This window comes from Aeromonas genomosp. paramedia (assembly GCF_023093515.1).
GTDB lineage: Bacteria > Pseudomonadota > Gammaproteobacteria > Enterobacterales > Aeromonadaceae > Aeromonas.
Map to the genome: position 1 here is coordinate 395,430 of NZ_JAAROG010000003.1, position 18,149 is coordinate 413,578.

Genomic DNA, 18,149 nt, shown 5'->3' on the forward strand with positions numbered 1-18,149 from the left:
CTGTGGTTGCCCCCAGGGATAACCATAAAAACAGGCCGCAGGATAGCGGCCCTTATAACTGAACATCGGGATAGCGAAATGAACGCCGAAAGCCTGCACACACCAGAAGTCATTGCCTCCATGCAGGAGCAAGCAGTTAAGGTTCGGGTAATGGACTTTGCCGAGTTGTGTACTGAAGGCGCGGCATTACAACTCGATCACTATCAGCGGCCCTATGTGTGGGATTCACTCAAGGTGAACCAACTGCTGGATGATTTGCACGAGTTCAAAAAAAACAACACAGAGCATGTCTACTACCTCGGTACTGTGTTGCTGCACCGGCACGATGAGAAGCTGGCGAGGTTTGTTATCGATGGCCAGCAACGGCTCAGCACGCTGGCCGTACTGCACCATGCTTTGCATGGTTCGTTACCCCAGGGAATAGCATTTCATTATCGCTCGCCCATTTCGGCGCGTAATTTACGCGAGACTCGACGGCTAATAGCCGAGCGAGATCCTGCCAAGCTCGATCCTTCCATCTTTGATCAATTGCGTTTTACCGTGATCACGGTAGAGCGGGAGGATCTGGCCTTTACCTTTTTTGACACCCAGAACCATCGTGGCGTGCCACTCAATGCGACCGACCTGCTCAAGGCTTATCATCTGCGGGCGGTCAGCGGGACGGATAAAACAGATACTGAAGCGTTGCAAAAAATCTGTGCTCAGCGTTGGGAGTCGGTGCAAGCGGCAGGCCCTCAGCGACAAATGAACCAACGGCAGGATTTTGCTCCTGTCCTGTTCAATCACTTCCTATGGCGCGCGCGTAACTGGCGGGGCAGTAAGTGCATTGAGCGTGAAGATCATGATCGCTTGCTAGAAACCTTTCAGCACAAGAGCATCTCGGATCAGAACAGCGATGAGATCCCGCTTTACCCGGGGCACCGGAATCAGTTTGCCAGTTCATTGACATTACAGGGCTGCGATGATTATCAACTTGCGTTGTCGCCAGTTCAGGTGGGCTGGAATTCGGCGAGTTTGCCATTCACCCTGCGGCAACCGATCCACAAGGGGGTAGGGTTTTTCCTCTATGCGCAAAAATATGCGGCCTTGCTCGATGCACTCCTGTATCAAGCAAGCAGCAATCAGGAACTGCTTAAGTTTCGTGATTTTTATCGGCGGGTCGTGTGTGTTAATTCCAGCTATCTGCAAGAGCTCTTCAAGTTGGCCCTGCTGATGTATGTGGATCGATTTGGCTATCAACAGTTATCAACGGTGGCGATTGGGTTGGAGTTGGTTCTGGGCGGATTACGGCTTAAAAACAGTTACATCTTCCAGACATCACCACTTAAATACCTCAAAGATGCACCATACAACCTGCTGGATGAGATAAGTGGTGCCTATCGCCCGGAGGAGGTGAAAGCCTTTCTTCGGTCTGAAATCGCGCGCAGTGAGGGATATAAAAAAGCAGCGGGTATCACTCGGGGTCATGGGGTGCAGGGGCGTTATCTGGATGCCTTGCTGGAGTATTTGGGGAAAGAACCAGTCGCGGACAGTAACAACTGGGTACTGGCCTGTTGGTCGGGGGAGTGAAGCCTAAGATGCAACACGAATCAAAATTGACCTCGTTGACCGAGATTATTGCCGATAAACGCCTCTTCAATATTCCCATCTATCAGCGGCTCTACGTCTGGGGCAGTGACCAGATCAAGGTCTTGCTCGATGATCTGGTGGGTGCCTGTGAAGCGGACAAGGATGTGTTCTATCTGGGCGGCGCATTGGTTATTGAGCAGGGGAAGACCCAGTGCGGACACCCTTTGCTGGATCTTATCGATGGTCAACAGCGTTTTACGACCCTGTGGTTGCTGAGTGTGGTGCTGGAGCGTCTGCTTCCCACTTCAATGACAGTGCACACCAGCGTTAACCCGCTTCACGATTTTTGCGGTGCCTGGTTAGGGGAAGGTCGTGAGCCGCGCATTCGGTTTGCCATTCGCCCCGGTGTTAGCCGATTTTTTACGGCGTTGCTGGAAGGTCGTGCCGTACCCGATGAGCCGGAAGCCGCTGCGTTGGGTTATGCCATGCAGGTCATAGAGGGATACTTCACAGATGGGACGAATAAACGTCGCCATGTTGATCTTGTCAAACTAGGTATGTTTATCCGGGATCGGGTAAAGCTGGTCTTGACCCGCGTACCGGCCAATACGGATCTCAACAAGCTGTTTGAGGTCATCAATAATCGTGGTGTCCAACTGCAGCATCACGAGATCCTCAAGGCACGCTTGCTGGCACTGTTGCCGGAGCGCAGTGAGCGGGACGTGTATGGCCAGATGTGGGATGCCTGCTCGTTTATGGGTGCCTATGTCGAAAAAAACCTGCGGGCTGTCAAGGGGCTCAAACTGATGCCACTTTATGATGCAGAGGCAGGAAAACAGGATCGAGAGCGACTAGCCGATCCCGTTGCGGTACGCGATGCACTGCGGGAGCTTGGCAGACAACAGGAACTTGAGCCTCAGTCACTAGAGGATATTCTCAAAAATGGGGCGCTTCTTATTGAGCCTTCTGATGAGAACTCCAAAGACGAGGAGAGTTATGAAGCAGATGATGTGCGCAGCATTATCGGCTTTCCCATGTTGCTGCAACATGTTCTGCGTCTTTTCCTCTTGCGACAGCATCGAGACGACATCAGCAAGATCCTGGATAAAGAGCTGCTACAGATTTTCCAGACGCATTGGCTGGATGGATTGGCTCAGTGTGAAAAGTCGGTACAGACCAATGAGGTTCGCAGCTTTATAGAACTGTTGTGGCGTTGCCGTTATCTGTTCGACAAGCATGTGATCAAATGGCTCACTGATGATGAAAATGAAGAGAATCTCGGGATTCGGCGACTAAGAGTAAACGAAAGTCGAGGATATTGTAGTCTGATCCGCGACAGTCAAGATGTTGAAAGCGGCTTTGCCATGCTGCAAAGCATGCTTTATCACTCGCAGCAATTGACAACCCATTATTGGTTAACGCCTCTTCTAAATTATCTGCTGGATCAAGGTGGTAAAAACGCCCATCACTATCTGAAGTATCTGGATAACCATCTACTGTGCAGTGACAGTGAGCAGCCTCTGATCGAACGCACTCGCGAGTTTGTGCGTAATCCATGGAGTGAGGCCTACCCACTTCGCGATATGCAGTCTGTGCTAACAGCTAATGACGGGACTAGTTTTGCGCATTACTGGTTCTACAAGCTGGAATACATTCTCTGGGAACGCTATTGCAACCAGAAAGATGACAAGTGGCGCGCCTTTAGAATGACGGCCCGAAACTCGGTGGAGCATGTTTCCCCTCAGAGTCCAGAGTCTGTAGATTCCAATAAGGTTGATCAGGAAATGCTCGACTGCTTTGGTAATTTGGGGCTGGTATCACGCAGTATCAATTCGGAGTATGGCAATAAGCCCTATGTCGAAAAACGAGTCCGTTTTCAGGAGCGGAATAAAAACCGTGTGGATTCGATCAAGCTGGCGCTGATTTATGAACATGAACACTGGAATAGTGAGCTGGCATTGGCCCATCAATCGCAGATGATCGCTGAATTTCAGACTTATTTCGATGAGGTTGAAAATGCAGCCAATTGTCAAAATAGGAGCTAATACGGCATGGGTTATGACTATAGCCAGAGCCTGAATCCGCAGAAGGCGCTGATATTCCGGATCGTGCATCGGGATAATCTGGAATGGATCCTGACCCATGGCCTGTGGGCGGGGAATGGTCAGCAGCAAAGCCCGCACTGGGTGCATATCGGGTTGCCGGAGCTGATTGCCAAGCGCGCGCGCCATCCGGTGCCGCTGGCGCCTTACGGCGTGTTGAATGACTATGTGCCCTTCTACTTCACGCCGTTTTCTCCCATGCTCAGCAATATTCACTCAGGGCGCGGTGTTCCCCAGCGTGAAAATGATGAAATCCTGATCCTGGTTTCCAGCCTGCATCGCATAGCTGAATTGGGGCTACCGTTTGTGTTTACCGATAGCCATGCCTATTACCAGTGGGCCAATTTCTATGTCGATCTTGGCGATCTGGGGCGGATTGACTGGCCACTGTTGCAGCGCCGTGACTTCAAGCGTGATGCGGAAGATTTGAGCAAGCTGGAACGCTATCAGGCCGAGGCCTTGATCCATCAACATTGCCCCATCGAGGCGTTGCTGGGCGTGGTGTGTTACAACGAAGAAATAAAGAACAGCGTGGAACAATGCATGAATCGGGTCGGGGTCGCGCGCCCCGTCTATGTCCGTGATGGGTGGTATTTCAGATGATTCGATATACAACAGGCAATCTGCTGGATGCTCCGGTTGAAGCACTGGTGAATACCGTCAACACCGTCGGTGTCATGGGCAAGGGGATCGCCTTGATGTTCAAAGAGCGGTTCCCGGCCAATATGCGTGCCTATGCCGAGGCGTGCAAGCAGGGTGATGTCGTCACCGGCAAGATGTTTATTACCCAGACGGGTGAGCTGCTAGGGCCGCGCTGGATCGTGAATTTTCCGACCAAACAGCACTGGCGCAATCCGGCACAGATGGCGTGGATCCAGGACGGTTTGCAGGATCTGCGGGCCTGGTTACAGGCGCAGCAGGTCTCCTCGATTGCCATTCCACCACTGGGGGCTGGCAACGGCGGTCTGCCTTGGCCGGAGGTCAAACAGGCGATCGAAACGGCACTGGGCGATCTGGATATCGATATCCTGCTCTATGAGCCCAGTAGCCAATACCAAAATGTGGCCAAGCGCGGCGGGGTGGCGGAGCTGACTCCGGCCCGGGCCCTGATTGCTGAACTGGTGCGTCGCTACTGGTTTTTAGGGATGGAGTGCAGCTTGCTGGAGATCCAGAAACTGGCCTGGTTTCTGGCTCGGGTCATTGGCCGTAACCCGCTGGGGGATCCGCTGCAGTTGCAGTTTAAGGCCCATCGTTATGGCCCTTATGCCAACAATCTGACCCATCTGCTCAATGCGATGGACGGCAGTTATCTGCAGTCCGACAAGCGCATCCCGGATAGCAAGCCGTTTGATGTCATCTGGTTTAATGAGGCTAAAAAACAAGAGCTTGCCGTTTATCTCCAGACCGAGGCCAAAGCATTTTTACCGATACTGGAGCAGACGACCGCGTTAATCGATGGTTTTGAGTCGCCCTATGGCATGGAGTTATTGGCCACGGTGGATTGGTTGATCGCCGAAGAGGGCTGTGCGCCGACACTGAGCGCGCTGCGCGAGGGGTTGCATCGCTGGCCAGCGGGAACCCCGTGGGGTGAGCGCAAGGCGCGGCTGTTTGATGATCGCAGCCTGCAGATCGCCTTGACCCGTTTGCAGCAGGGATTGGTGTAACGACGTTGGTGTAACGAATAGAAGCGGCTGCGCGGTTGTCGCGGCGGCTTGAGAGAATAACAGGGATAGAGAGCATGATTTCAGTCGGCCAACGTGAACGGGCAACCCAAAACCGCGTGATCCATCTTTTCGAGCAGAAGCTGGGCTATCGCTATCTGGGGGATTGGCATAAGCGGGAGAACAACCGGAATGTCGAGCCCGAACTGCTGACCGCTTGGCTGGTGGGGCGGGGCGTGGACGCGGCGCTGATCCCCAAGGTACTCAGGCAACTGGATCGGGCAGCGAGCCTGGGCGAAGGGCGCATCCTCTATGATGCCAACAAGGAGGTCTATCGCCTGCTGCGTTATGGCGTAAAGGAAAAAGTAGGGGCAGGCGAGCAGAACCAAACCGTCTGGCTGATCGATTGGGCCAATCCGCAGGCCAACGACTTTGCCATTGCCGAAGAGGTGACGGTCAAGGGCGAGCATAAGAAACGGCCGGATCTGGTGCTCTATGTCAACGGCATTGCCCTTGGCGTCATTGAGCTCAAGCGATCTACCGTCTCTGTCTCTGAAGGTATCCACCAGAACCTGGATAACCAGAAGAAGGATTTTATCCGTAACTTCTTCACCACCATGCAGTTGGTGATGGCGGGCAACGACACCCAAGGGGTGCGCTACGGCACTATCGAAACCCACGAGAAATACTATCTGGAGTGGAAAGAGCCAGCCGATCCAATCCATTCCGACCATGTCGATCTGCCGAGTGCCAATCTGCTGGACCAGCATCTGGCACAGTTGTGCAGTAAGGCGCGCTTTCTGGAGCTGATCCACGACTTTATCGTGTTTGATGCGGGCACCAAGAAAACCTGCCGCCATAACCAGTATTTCGGCATCCGTGCCGCCAAGGCCTATATCCGCCGCCGGGATGGCGGCATCATCTGGCACACCCAAGGCAGCGGCAAGAGCCTGACCATGGTCTGGTTGGCCAAGTGGATCCGCGAAAATGTGACCGACAGTCGGGTGCTTATCATCACCGACCGTACCGAACTCGATGAGCAGATCGAGAAGGTATTCAGTGGGGTGGAGGAGGAGATCCTGCGCACCAAAAGCGGTGCCGATCTGGTGACCCGTCTGCATGCCCATAACCCTTGGCTTATCTGCTCGCTGGTACACAAGTTCGGTCGCACGCCAGAAGGCGAGTCGGATGACGAAGATGATGGCAGCTCGGATGATTTTATTGCTGATATGCGCCGCAGCTTGCCCTCGGACTTCAGCCCCAAGGGCCAGCTGTTTGTGTTTGTCGATGAGTGTCACCGCACCCAGTCTGGCAAGTTGCATGGGGCTATGAAGAGCCTGTTGCCGGAGGCTCTGTTTATCGGTTTTACCGGCACACCGCTGATGAAGCAGGACAAAAAAAAGTCCATCGAGGTCTTTGGCCCCTACATTCACACCTACAAGTTCAACGAGGCGGTGAGTGATGGCGTGGTGCTGGATCTGCGCTACGAGGCGCGGGATATCGATCAGCGGGTCAAATCCCAGAAAAAAGTGGATGAGTGGTTCGATACCAAGACCAAGGATCTCTCGCGGCTGGGCAAGCAGCAGCTTAAACAGAAGTGGGCCTCAATGCAGAAGCTGCTCTCCAGTCGTTCGCGGCTGGAGCAGATAGTGGCCGATATTCTGCTCGACTTCGAGCGCAAGCCCCGGCTGGCCGATGGTCGTGGCAATGCCATGCTGGTCTGCGCCAGCGTCTATCAAGCCTGCAAAAGTTACGAGATGTTCAGCCAGGCCGGTTTTGCTGGCAAGTGCGCCATCGTCACCAGTTACCAACCCAATGCCAGCGAGATCAAGGGCGAGGAGACGGGCGAGGGGCTGACGGAGAAGCTGGCCAAGTACAACATCTATCGCAAGATGCTGGCCGACTATTTCGAGCAGCCGGAGGATGAGGCGGCTAAGCGGGTCGAAGAGTTTGAAAAACTGGTCAAGCAGCGTTTTATCAAAGAGCCGGGCCAGATGCGGCTGCTCATTGTCGTGGATAAGCTGCTGACCGGTTTTGATGCCCCCTCTGCCACCTACCTCTATATCGACAAGAAGATGGCTGATCACAACCTGTTCCAAGCCATCTGTCGGGTGAATCGGCTGGATGGTGACGACAAGGAGTACGGCTACATCATCGATTACAAAGACCTGTTCAAGTCGCTGGAGAAGACGGTCAACGACTATACGGCCGAGGCCTTCGCGGGTTATGACAAGGAGGATGTGGCCGGGCTGCTCAAGGATCGACTGGCCCAGGCCAAAGAGGATCTGGATAACGCTCTGGAAGCCGTCCGTGCCTTGTGTGAGCCGGTGAAGGCGCCCAAGTCGCAACTCGATTATCAGCATTATTTCTGTTGTGAGCCGGGAGCCGATGAAGAGACGTTGAGCGAGAAAGAGGCATTGCGGCTGACCCTCTATCAGTTGGTGGCCAAGTTGATCCGCGCCTTTACCAATCTGGCGGGTGAGCTGGAGGAGGCGGGTTACAGCGCCTCGCAGGCCGCCTCGATCAAGCAGGAGGTCGAACACTTCGCCAAGGTCCGGGATGAGATCAAGCTGGCCAGTGGTGATCTGGTGGATATGAAGCAGTTCGAGCCGGGCATGCGCCAGATGCTGGATCTGTGGGTGGATGCCGACCCCAGCGAGACGCTGATGGACTTTGAGGAGCTGGGGCTGCTGGAGCTCATTATCCAGCGCGGCCCCGAGGCGCTGGATGGGTTGCCCAAGGAGATGCGCGACAATCAGGAGTCGATGGCCGAGGCGATTGAAAACAACGTGCGCCGGACCATCGTCGATGAGAACCCGGTCAACCCCAAATACTACGAGAGGATGTCGGTGCTGCTCGATGAGCTGATCGATCTGCGCCGCCAGCAGGCCATCTCCTATCAGGAGTATCTGGAAAAGGTCCGCGAGCTGGCCAAGCAGGTGAAATATCCACAGAGCCATAGCCAGAGCGCCTACCCAGAGAGCATAGACACGGCAGCCAAACGGGCACTCTATGACAATCTGGGCAAGGATGAGCTGCTGGTGGCCAGAATTGATACCGCCGTGCGTTATACCAAGAAGGCCGATTGGTATGGCGATCGCTTCAAGGAGCGGGAGATCGCGTTTGCCATTGCCGAAGAAACCAAGGGATACGATGTGACCGTTGCCGAGGTGATGGAGCTGGTGAAAGCGCAGCAGGAGTACCACTGATGCCCCTGATCACCATTGGTGAGCTCACGCTGGAGTTGCAGCATAAGGGGATCAAGAACCTGCACATCAATGTGCTGCCCCCTGATGGTCGCGTGCGCGTCTCGGCCCCGGCGTCGCTGTCGGAGACGGCCATCAGAATGGCAGTGGTCAGACGCTTGCCCTGGATCCGCCAACAACAGGCCCACTTTCAGGCGCAGCCACGTCAGAGCGAGCGCCAGATGTGCAGTGGCGAGACGCACTACCTTTGGGGACGGGGCTATCGATTGGAGGTGATCCTGGTTGAGGGTGCGCACAGCGTCAAGCTACAAGGGGGGTGGATCCGGATGCGGGTTCCCGCTCATTATGACGCCGCGAAGCGAGAAGCCTTGCTACTGGGCTGGTATCGCCAATTGCTGCGCCAGCGGTTGCCGATATTGATTGCCAAGTGGCAGGCCTTGCTCAACGTCACCCCTTCGTTTGTCGGTATCAAACGGATGAAGACCATGTGGGGGAGCTGCAAAACGGATACGGCCCGCATCTGGATTAACCTCGAACTAGTCAAGAAGCCCCCTGAATGCCTGGAATTTATTGTGGTTCATGAACTGGTGCATCTGTTAGAACGCAAACATAACCAGCGATTTATCACACTGATGGATACCCATCTGCCCAACTGGCGCGAGCATCGCGAGAAGCTCAACAAGATGCCGCTGGCGTTTAACCGGTGGGGGTATTAGGGAAAAGTAGTTAGGTAAGTTTGTGGTATGGTGCCGGCAAAACCAGATTGACGCGGCTCATCTGTTGAGCGGATTACTTTGTTTTTGTTCATTCGTTATCTCGACCTGGTCAAAACACTAGGTTAAAGACTGCCGGTTTTTTTCAAGAATCAGTTGAACATTTGGGATTAGACATGTGGGATTTACTTAAACACCTATGGCCTGACTTTAGCCAGATGCTGAATGGCACTACCAATGGGATCAGTGCGTGGTTCTGGTCATTCACATGCTTCATCTTTTTACTATCCCTGTTTTTTTTGATTAAGCACTACCTCAATTTCATTGAAAGAAACAAAGCATTGAGATCTTTGTTGGATGGGCAAAGTAGAGAAACATTGGCTTACTCTCGCCGTGAAATACTTCAGAGGGCTCAAAAGCTGAATGCCAACAATATTGGTCATCTCTGGCAGGAATTTGATGAAAGCCTTGTCTTATCTTCTGACAAGAAACAACTTTTCAACAGCATTGACGCGGAGCATTTTTTCAATGCAAAAACCTTGGCAACGGGCCTAACCGCCAGCCGTTTACTAGCAGCGACCCCCAGCTTTTTAGTGGCGATCGGGGTGCTCGGAACCTTTGTTGGATTAACCATTGGTCTAGAGGGGCTAGTGGGCAATACGGCAGAAATCGAGACCCTCAAGAGTGGTATCAATAAGCTCATCTCTGGCGCAGCAGTTGCATTTATGACCTCGGTCTGGGGGGTTGCTTTCAGTCTCCTGCTCAATCTGTGTGAAAAGCTGTTTGAACGCAAAGCGCTGAACGATATCCAAGACCTGCAAAACAGGATTGATTTCCTCTATCCAAGACTCCCTGCGGAACAATCTCTGGTGCATATCGCCGAGTACAGCAAAGAAAGTAAAGAAGCACTGCAGGAGCTGCACGAGCGGATCGGAGACCGACTGCAAGAAAGCATCAATGGCATGAGCGAAGCTATGCAAAATGCCCTCACTGACACACTTAATAATATCATGGGGCCGGCCATCCAAACCCTAGTTCATTCCACTAATCAACAATCAAGCCAGGTGATGGAAAACCTGGTAAGCAGCTTTATGGAGGGTATGAGCTCGGCAGGCAGAGTACAGGGTGAACAGCTCGAAAAAGTGGCCGCGGATGTCAATATCGCCGTCAGCAGCATGGGCGAACGTCTTGAACAGCTGTTTAGTAAATTAAGCTCTCAACAGACTAGCAGCCTGGATGCTCAGGATGAGCAGTCCAAACGTTTCCAGGAGCAGTTGCAACAACTGGCCAATTCGGCAGACGAACGACAAGGCCAGTTGGAGAGTCGATTTGGTAAGATGATGGGTGACTTGGCCCAGCAACATGAGCAACAGCAAACCACGTTACTGGAGCAGCAACAAAAAATGCTGGGCAGTCTGGGCACCGCGAGCCAACAGCAAATCGAGGCTATGACCTCGGCCGTACAGCAACAACAGAACACATTGCAGGATGCCGTTGGCAAACTGCTGGATAACTTAAGTCAACAAGGTGCTCAGGCGGATGTTCGCGAACAGATTCGTCAGGATAAATTCCAACAGCAGCTGACTGACGTAACACAACAGCAGCAAGCGTTGTTGACCGCCTTAGCCGACTCAGTGCAAGCCGGTCAACAACAAAGCCGCCAAATGGCGGAACAGCACCAGCAATTGCTGACTCGCTTGCAGCAAGTGACCGATTCCGCAGCCCAGAGCAGCAAGCATATGGACAGCAGTGCCAATCAGCTAGGCCTGCTCTCCACCAATGTCCGTTCTGCCGCCGATCTACTGGGGCAGCGCTTGGAACAAGTGACACAACAAATTGAGCAAGCCGGTAGCCAAAATGCTGCACTTACTGATCAACTCAAGCAACAAGCCGAAATGCTGGCCAGATTGCAAGATGGCTTGCTGATGGGAGCAGAACGTTTCGAACAGGCTGCCAGTGAGGCTCGCCATGGCTTTGTTGAGATGAAGCAAACGCAGCAACAATTCCTGACAGGGGTGAGAACCGAATTCAATGCCTTAGGCGAGACGTTGCGTTCCCAAGTTGAAGCCATCGAAAAACAGGCTGAACAGTGGCTGCAAAAATACGCCAGCGAAGTCAGCACCCAGGTTCATGAGCGTATGGATCAGTGGAACAAGGTTTCTCTGGAATATGCCACCAAGATGTATCACACGGCCGAAGCCATGAGCAGTGTGCTGGATGAGCTGGAGCAACGCTGATGCAATTTCGTAAAGCTCAAACCACCAACGTTGACGAAGAAAATCCCTACTGGATGTCCTTTTCCGACATCATGTCCGCCCTGCTCGTCATCTTTATTATGGCCTCGGTGATCCTGATCCTGCAGCTGATGGAGATCCAAAAAGAGCTGGAGCATAAACAAGCCAAGTTTGAAGAAGAGATTGTCGCGCTAAAACAAGCCGAGCAAGTACGCCGCACAATTCTTGACGAAGCAGTAGAGACCCTGCGCAAGCGCGGCATCAAGGTAGAGGTCAGCCAGAATCACACCGTCTTGAGCATTCCCAACGAACTGCTCGGCTTTGAAACTGGCGCCTTTGATATAAGTCCGACCTATCAATCTCGGGCCAGGGAAATAGGCGAAGTGCTTAACATGGTAATCTCTCGTGACAATCGAGTGGAGTTCCTAGATACCATCTTCATCGAAGGACATACCGACAACCGTCCCCTGCAGGGCTTTATGGGCAAGGGTAACTGGGGGCTGTCAACCTTCCGCGCCATTTCCCTCTGGCAGTTTTGGGAAAAATCACTCATCGGTGATGAACAACTATCCCGGCTGAAAAATAGAGATGGCCATCCCCTCTTTTCGGTCAGTGGCTATGGAGAAACACGGCCAGCGGTGTCTAATCAAGTGACGGAGACAGATTTTAAGCGTAATCGTCGCATCGACATTCGTTTTACCATCCGCAGACCAGACAGCGCACAGTACGAACAAGTGAAGGAACGGCTGCAGGAGGAACTTCAGCAATGAAGTTGCCCGAGGCCAAATCCATGGCAACCTCTTGGGGCCTACCCACGGTAAACGCCTGGACCGAACTCCAGACGAAGGCTTCCAGGATGGAAGGGACAGCAGGGCACAACGACGCCTTCAGCCAGATGCTGACCTTGCTGCGCAACATGGCCATATCAGGCCGGTTTGAGGCATTACCTGGATTGCTGAAGCGCCGACTCACTGCTCGTGCACTCAGTTGGTTTTGGCTTAGTGGCGACCAGTATGCCGAACGGCTGCTCAGCCCCCAACTCCTCTCCGCGCTGTTGCATGCCCAACAACCCAGGCTGACTCGAATAACACTTCAGCAACTGGTACAGCTCTACTTTCGCCAATTCGACTTGCTAGACCAACATGATGGCTTTCGTGCTCTGCTGGAACAGGCACTGCTGTCACAACTGGAGCAACTGCCAGAACCTCGTATTGCCACCCTGCGGCCGAACCCGCTCATTAGCCTAAAACAAGAAGGGCACAAACTCCTTGGACTGAACGGCCCACGTCAGCTCGCCGAACAGACGCTACAAGCAGGACGCGAGCTTGGTGCGACATTTAGCGAACTAGGCCTGCAAGGCCTAGATGATGGCCGCTATGGCGATATCTGTCGGGCTCACTTCTATCTCGAGACCTTGCGCACTTTGTCACTGGACGAATGGTCACCTGTGATGGATGAGCTACTTAAACCCTCGGTCAGCAAGGCTCCCTTTGAGGGGGACCGCTGTATCGGCCATGCCGCGCTGGAGATCCTGATCGACCGTACAGGCCAGGAGCCCAGCGATGCCTGGCAAACCTTCATCCTCAACCTGGCAGGCGATCCCCGCATATCCAGCGCCGCCACAAATTACCGTCAATGGTGGCAACCACTGGGCGAGGCACGGATTCAAAAGGTCAGAGGCTGGCTATCCAAAGAGGATCTTCGCCTCTTTTTGCAGGCCGTTGAGCAATATGGGATCCAGAGTCATAACGACGAATTACAGCGGATGTTTCCCGCCAGAAAGCTGTTTCTGGAGGGCTTGTTCAAACTCAAACTGATCCGTAATACCCGTCTGCTACTCGGTAACCGGGCCCAGCAAATCGTTAAAGGGATTTTGGGTAAGGAAGTAAAAACCAGCTTCGCTCCCATGGATGGGGCTATGAGCGATAAAGCGGTGATCTATCTGGACTGTGGCGATTTCTACCTGATTGAAGGTTCCCACAGTTTCAAAATTTGGGTCTATTTGGCGCCCCCAAGTGACATACTGACCACTTATGAGAAACGGATATTCAGCCACGCCGCACTGACATCCACCATTCCTGCTGGCTACCAAAAACGATATGGCAATCTTCCTCTCGCCAGCATCGTCCACACACCACACACTTGGCAGCACAAGGTCTTCACCTTCTTGGCAGACAACGGCATCGGTCTGGATATGGAGCAACTACTGAGCCGCCAGGACTACCAATACCAGCTTCGCCGCTTTGGCATCCCTGCAGTCAATCCCAAACGGACACCGGTGCCAACTCCCAGCCAGCCGACAGCCAAGTCATTTGTCGACACGATAACTCACCAGTCAGCTCTAACTAGTCTCAGTCCATCACCAGTAGATCAAGTCAGGGAGGCATCCCATCAGGCCAAGCTTTATGAAGAACCCCAGCAGCTCCCAGCGAATGCGTCACGTGCAGTGAACAAGTTATCAGCTGAGCAGCTTTCAAAGCTGAATGGCAGGTTCAAATACAAGAACAAACCCACTCCAGCAACACCCCATTCGGATGAAATAACCAGCGCTAACACTGTTGCGGAGCCTTCGCTCTCCGAACTCTGCCCCCGGGTTAGCCAGCTCAAACCGCTAGAGCTTAAGGTACTGCAATATTTTGCCAGCAATGCCGGTGACAGAGCTCGTCATGGCGCCAACGTCTTGGGCATGACAGTTCAAGAGATCAATCAACAGCTTTATGGGCCCCTTGGTACGCTCTGCTGGCAAAACAGCCAATATGGCTGGCACCTCACATCCGTAGCAGCCGCGGAATTAACCGCTTATGAAGAGCATCATAAAGGCCACTAAATGCGCTTAGTCGAATTCTTGCGATCTTTTATTGGCGACACGGACAGCGCCATCAACAACCAGTTAGGTTTTCACAGCCAACCTGACTCCAGCGGGTTGAATTTTTTCCTGCCAGCAAGTGAGCTCAAATCACTGCAAGTAGGACAGGGGAACACCCGGCAAAAGGTGCAACTCATCTGCCTCAACATGTTGGCCGAGCAGGGTGTGGCCGAGACCACTGCTAATGGTTTTCATATTGAGGCAGAAGACATCACTGGTATGGATGGCGAACAAGCCGAGATCCTGGACCTGCCGCCCCGCTTCCCCGGGCAATTTGTCTCCACGATTCACGGCCGAACCGGTAACAGCGGCTTTCGGGTAGCCATTACCGCCAGTATGCCTGAAGGGGAAACCCCCTTTACCCGCAAAGGGCCCTTTCTGTACTTGGGTAGCCAAGAATGCTATTGGCTGACGCCAGCAGAATTAATGGGACTGATGGCTTGGGAGCAACACGAGACCCTGACAGCCGAGCTGCGAGGCGAAACCGCTAACCTGCGACTGATGGCCGAGCTGCAAACGGCGGCACGAAGTGGTATGCGCATCGACCTTAGTCATTTTGAGCGCCTTGACGTAGTGGTGCCGGACAACATAGGTATCATAGCCACCCGCATGCCGGATGGTAGCCTGCAGCTTTGCCCCTGTCTGGGAGAGGGATCCACGCCAGATCAATTGCAGAAGCGATGGGCGCAGATAGATATGAGCGCTAATGGCGGCGTGTTGCGAATAGATAATCGCGTAGTACTGCTGGACGAACCCCGGTTGGCCGGGATCCGCAACGTACTGGCCAATACACGCATTCCTGCCGACAAGGTCAATGAGTTTATTGCCACCCCTACCGCTTTTTTGGATGCCGCCTTGGTTAATCTCGAGGTTGGTTTCTCCATTAGGGTCGCAGGTGTAGGCCGACTACAGTACATGGACTTTGGCGGGCTGGATACCAACCAAAACAATTGGTTTGCTCTTGACTCCCGTCCATCACCCCCGGAGGTACTCAGCGGACTTATTCAGTCGCCTGAGGAATTGCAACGTTTTGAAGATCTATTGCAAGCGGCACGAGCCCAAGGCGCCAGCACTCTGACTTTTGGTGAACAGACGATCGACATCACCAACGTCGATGTAGTGGAAAAACAAGTTACCGCCATCAAGCAACGTCTTGCCGGCCATTCTGGCCTCGACGATGAACCAGCAGATGAATCAGTCACACTTGAGACACCAGTAGACGAAGAAAAAGTCAAAGAGCGCGTTGCCGTCATTCTCAAGGAGGCGGATGCCATCCATACCACCTTGTTGAACAAGACCAATTTCGCCACCCTGCCAGCCTCACCTGACTGGTCACGCTATGCGCGCACGCCCTTCTCTCACCAGCAAGAAGGCATCGAATGGATGCTAAAACTGCTGAATGTGGCCTTGCATGAAGATCCCGAGGATCTCTACCGACTGCAAGGCGGCCTGCTGGCCGATGACATGGGGTTGGGCAAAACCTATATGACCTTGGTGACCATCGGTGAATACCTGCATCGTCAACGCAGCCTGGGCCAGGCAGAAAAGCCCATTCTGGTGGTGGCGCCACTGAGTCTGCTGGAGAACTGGGAAGATGAGGTCGCCAAGACCTATAACAGCGTGCCGTTTCGCGACCAGGTGGTGTTGCAAGCAGGTCGTGATCTAGGGAGGTTTCGGATCCGAGGTGCAGAAAGAGAGTCGGTACAGTTGGCCTCGCTGGCAGATGAAAGCGGCATGCTAGATGAACAAAGCATCCGCTATGCCCTGGCCATAGGCCCAGAGGCCGGGATCCATCGGCTGGACATGGACAGACGGCTAGTACTCACCACTTATCAAACCTTGCGGGACTACCAGTTTTCACTCTGCCGCATCGACTGGGGTATGGTGATCTTCGATGAAGCGCAAAACATCAAGAACCCCAATGCCTTACAGACCCGTGCAGCCAAAGGCCTCAAGGCTGACTTCAAGCTGCTGGCAACCGGAACCCCAGTGGAGAACAGCCTGGGAGATTTTTGGTGTTTGCTGGATACCGCCCAACCCGGGCTGCTCGGTAGCTGGCAACACTACCGGGACAGCTGGATAAAACCCATTCTGAATGCCGAAGAGCAAGAACGCGACCTGATCCGTATCCAAATCGGCGAGCAATTACGCCGCACCGTAGGTACCTTCATGTTACGCCGAGTCAAAGAGGAGCAGCTCAAGGGACTACCCAGCAAGACCATATGTAGTGGCGTACAGCAAGCAGATAGCCAGCTGCAACGCTATCACCCCGAATTGAGCCGCGTCATGAGCGGCTTACAGTTGCAGGCCTATGATGCCGTACTCGATGAGTATCGCAGTCGCCGGGCTAGTGACGAAAACATGCAAGGAGCGGCCCTGGCTGCACTCTCCCGGCTCAGAAGCATCTCATTGCATCCAAGGCTGGATGACGAAGCTGCGCTCTACAGTCAGGATGCCAAGCAGGCCCGTCAGTACATGCAGGAATCCGGCAAGCTCACCATTGTTCTGCAGCTACTGGAGCAGATCCGTAGCCAGAACGAAAAAGTCATTCTGTTTATGATGACCAAGCGGTTGCAGCGAGTACTCAAGCTCTGGCTGGATCAGATCTACGGCCTGGATATCGCCATCATCAATGGCGACACCAAGGCGGTGGCCAGTAAAGTCGAGGATCTGACGCGCAAGAAGCTGATCAGCCAGTTCGAGGCTCAAGCCGGTTTCAATGTGATAATCATGTCCCCTGTGGCTGCAGGGGTCGGTCTGACCGTGGTCAGTGCCAACCATGTGATCCACTTGGAGCGTCACTGGAACCCAGCCAAAGAGGCCCAGGCCTCAGACCGGGTCTACCGCATCGGCCAGCAAAAACCAGTGTTTATCCACTTGCCGACCCTGACTCACCCGCGATTTGATGCGTTCGATGTCCATCTGGATCGCCTGTTGCGCGGCAAGCTGATGCTGAAAGATGCAGTGGTCACCCCCGAAGCCGTCAGCGAAAGAGAAATGACAAGTGCCATGGGTCTGTAGTAATGGAGTGGGCCATCGCCATAGACGCCGCAGCGATCCAAAAATAGGGAGACCCTGTTTCGTTCGACAATTGCACGTGCGCCAAAACGTGGTTGAACTTGGGTGTGTAATCCCCAACTCCCTATGGTTCCCATTTTCTGTGTACTCCTAATGATGGTAAGTCGTAGTAGAGCTCACTGCTGACCATGCCTTCCTCCATGTGCTCCCTGACCGGCGTGGTAGTTACAAATTCCCTCGTTCTGCCAGCGACACCACACCCTCAGTACCGACGACCAGATGATCCAAAATCCGGATATCCACCAGTGCCAGGGCATTCTGTAGGCGCAGGGTGATCTCGATATCTGCCCGGCTGGGTTCCGGGTATCCCGACGGGTGGTTATGCACCAATATCAGGGCGGCAGCATTGTAGTGCAGTGCCCGCTTGACCACATCGCGGGCTCAGAGATCCCCTCATTTTTAGAGACTCAAATAATTCCAAGTGTGCGGGTATATAAGCGGTGTTGCTTCAGGTAGTAGATAAATTTATCCATCAACAAGACCGCATTGGCTTCTTTCATTTTAGGGAAGGTGCGAATAAGCGGGGAAATTCTTCTCGGCTGACTCAGTCATTTCATTTCTTCATGTTTGAGCCGATTTTTTCTCCCGTAAATGCCTTGAATCAGCCTATTTAGACCGTTTCTTCGCCATTTAAGGCGTTATTCCCAGTTTTTAGTGAGATCTCTCCCACTGACGTATCATTTGGTCCGCCCGAAACAGGTTGGCCAGCGTGAATAACAT

10 protein-coding genes and 2 pseudogenes are annotated in these 18,149 nt (G+C 53.4%); 10 read left to right on the top strand and 2 right to left on the bottom strand.

The annotated features are described in order from the left end of the window. Window positions 1-78 precede the first annotated feature (78 nt). The 10 genes from HB860_RS04380 (at window position 79) to HB860_RS04425 (ending at window position 17,372) form a co-directional block, all read left to right on the top strand. A complete protein-coding gene (locus HB860_RS04380; protein WP_232098005.1) occupies window positions 79-1,569 on the top strand; it encodes a DUF262 domain-containing protein in 1,491 nt (496 codons plus the stop codon). A gap of 8 nt (window positions 1,570-1,577) precedes the next feature. Further along, complete coding sequence (locus HB860_RS04385) at window positions 1,578-3,614, top strand: DUF262 domain-containing protein (protein ID WP_049636668.1); 2,037 nt, start codon at window positions 1,578-1,580, stop codon at window positions 3,612-3,614. Window positions 3,615-3,620: 6 nt separating this feature from the next. Further along, window positions 3,621-4,274 (top strand): type II toxin-antitoxin system toxin DNA ADP-ribosyl transferase DarT, encoded by a 654-nt coding sequence (gene darT, locus HB860_RS04390; protein ID WP_049636669.1) that lies wholly within the window; start codon window positions 3,621-3,623, stop codon window positions 4,272-4,274. Then, window positions 4,271-5,335: a type II toxin-antitoxin system antitoxin DNA ADP-ribosyl glycohydrolase DarG gene (gene darG, locus HB860_RS04395; protein ID WP_041206015.1), complete on the top strand. Its 1,065-nt coding sequence runs from the start codon at window positions 4,271-4,273 to the stop codon at window positions 5,333-5,335. Before darT ends, darG begins: the two co-directional genes overlap by 4 nt. Before the next feature lie 74 nt (window positions 5,336-5,409). Continuing rightward, complete coding sequence (locus tag HB860_RS04400) at window positions 5,410-8,541, top strand: type I restriction endonuclease subunit R (RefSeq protein ID WP_182954683.1); 3,132 nt, start codon at window positions 5,410-5,412, stop codon at window positions 8,539-8,541. After that, on the top strand, window positions 8,541-9,254 hold the full coding sequence (locus tag HB860_RS04405; RefSeq protein WP_103828955.1) for a M48 family metallopeptidase: 714 nt from the start codon (window positions 8,541-8,543) through the stop codon (window positions 9,252-9,254). Before HB860_RS04400 ends, HB860_RS04405 begins: the two co-directional genes overlap by 1 nt. Window positions 9,255-9,427: 173 nt before the next feature. Then, on the top strand, window positions 9,428-11,488 hold the full coding sequence (zorA, locus tag HB860_RS04410) for an anti-phage ZorAB system protein ZorA (RefSeq protein ID WP_043129789.1): 2,061 nt from the start codon (window positions 9,428-9,430) through the stop codon (window positions 11,486-11,488). Further along, the gene (locus HB860_RS04415) at window positions 11,488-12,255 is read left to right on the top strand and encodes an OmpA/MotB family protein (RefSeq protein WP_024941047.1); all 768 of its coding nucleotides are present in this window, start codon (window positions 11,488-11,490) and stop codon (window positions 12,253-12,255) included. Before zorA ends, HB860_RS04415 begins: the two co-directional genes overlap by 1 nt. Then, complete coding sequence (locus HB860_RS04420; RefSeq protein ID WP_043129793.1) at window positions 12,252-14,312, top strand: EH signature domain-containing protein; 2,061 nt, start codon at window positions 12,252-12,254, stop codon at window positions 14,310-14,312. Before HB860_RS04415 ends, HB860_RS04420 begins: the two co-directional genes overlap by 4 nt. After that, window positions 14,313-17,372 carry a DEAD/DEAH box helicase gene (locus tag HB860_RS04425; protein ID WP_043129796.1) on the top strand — a complete coding sequence of 1,020 codons (3,060 nt, stop codon included), beginning with the start codon at window positions 14,313-14,315 and terminating at the stop codon, window positions 17,370-17,372. A 26-nt stretch (window positions 17,373-17,398) separates the two neighbouring features. On the opposite strand, the pseudogene HB860_RS22345 reads toward HB860_RS04425, so the two are convergent. Both HB860_RS22345 and HB860_RS04430 read right to left on the bottom strand, forming a co-directional pair. Further along, a pseudogene (locus HB860_RS22345) lies at window positions 17,399-17,506 on the bottom strand (hypothetical protein); the annotation flags it as partial. A gap of 88 nt (window positions 17,507-17,594) precedes the next feature. Continuing rightward, window positions 17,595-17,807, bottom strand: a pseudogene (locus HB860_RS04430) (JAB domain-containing protein); the annotation flags it as partial. Window positions 17,808-18,149 lie beyond the last annotated feature (342 nt).

Coding starts and splice junctions, on each gene's coding strand:
- HB860_RS04405 (WP_103828955.1), top strand. CDS start 8,541: ATGCCCCTGATCACCATTGGTGAGCTCACGCTGGAGTTGCAGCATAAG.
- HB860_RS04425 (WP_043129796.1), top strand. CDS start 14,313: ATGCGCTTAGTCGAATTCTTGCGATCTTTTATTGGCGACACGGACAGC.
- darG (WP_041206015.1), top strand. CDS start 4,271: ATGATTCGATATACAACAGGCAATCTGCTGGATGCTCCGGTTGAAGCA.
- HB860_RS04420 (WP_043129793.1), top strand. CDS start 12,252: ATGAAGTTGCCCGAGGCCAAATCCATGGCAACCTCTTGGGGCCTACCC.
- zorA (WP_043129789.1), top strand. CDS start 9,428: ATGTGGGATTTACTTAAACACCTATGGCCTGACTTTAGCCAGATGCTG.
- HB860_RS04415 (WP_024941047.1), top strand. CDS start 11,488: ATGCAATTTCGTAAAGCTCAAACCACCAACGTTGACGAAGAAAATCCC.
- HB860_RS04400 (WP_182954683.1), top strand. CDS start 5,410: ATGATTTCAGTCGGCCAACGTGAACGGGCAACCCAAAACCGCGTGATC.
- HB860_RS04385 (WP_049636668.1), top strand. CDS start 1,578: ATGCAACACGAATCAAAATTGACCTCGTTGACCGAGATTATTGCCGAT.
- darT (WP_049636669.1), top strand. CDS start 3,621: ATGGGTTATGACTATAGCCAGAGCCTGAATCCGCAGAAGGCGCTGATA.
- HB860_RS04380 (WP_232098005.1), top strand. CDS start 79: ATGAACGCCGAAAGCCTGCACACACCAGAAGTCATTGCCTCCATGCAG.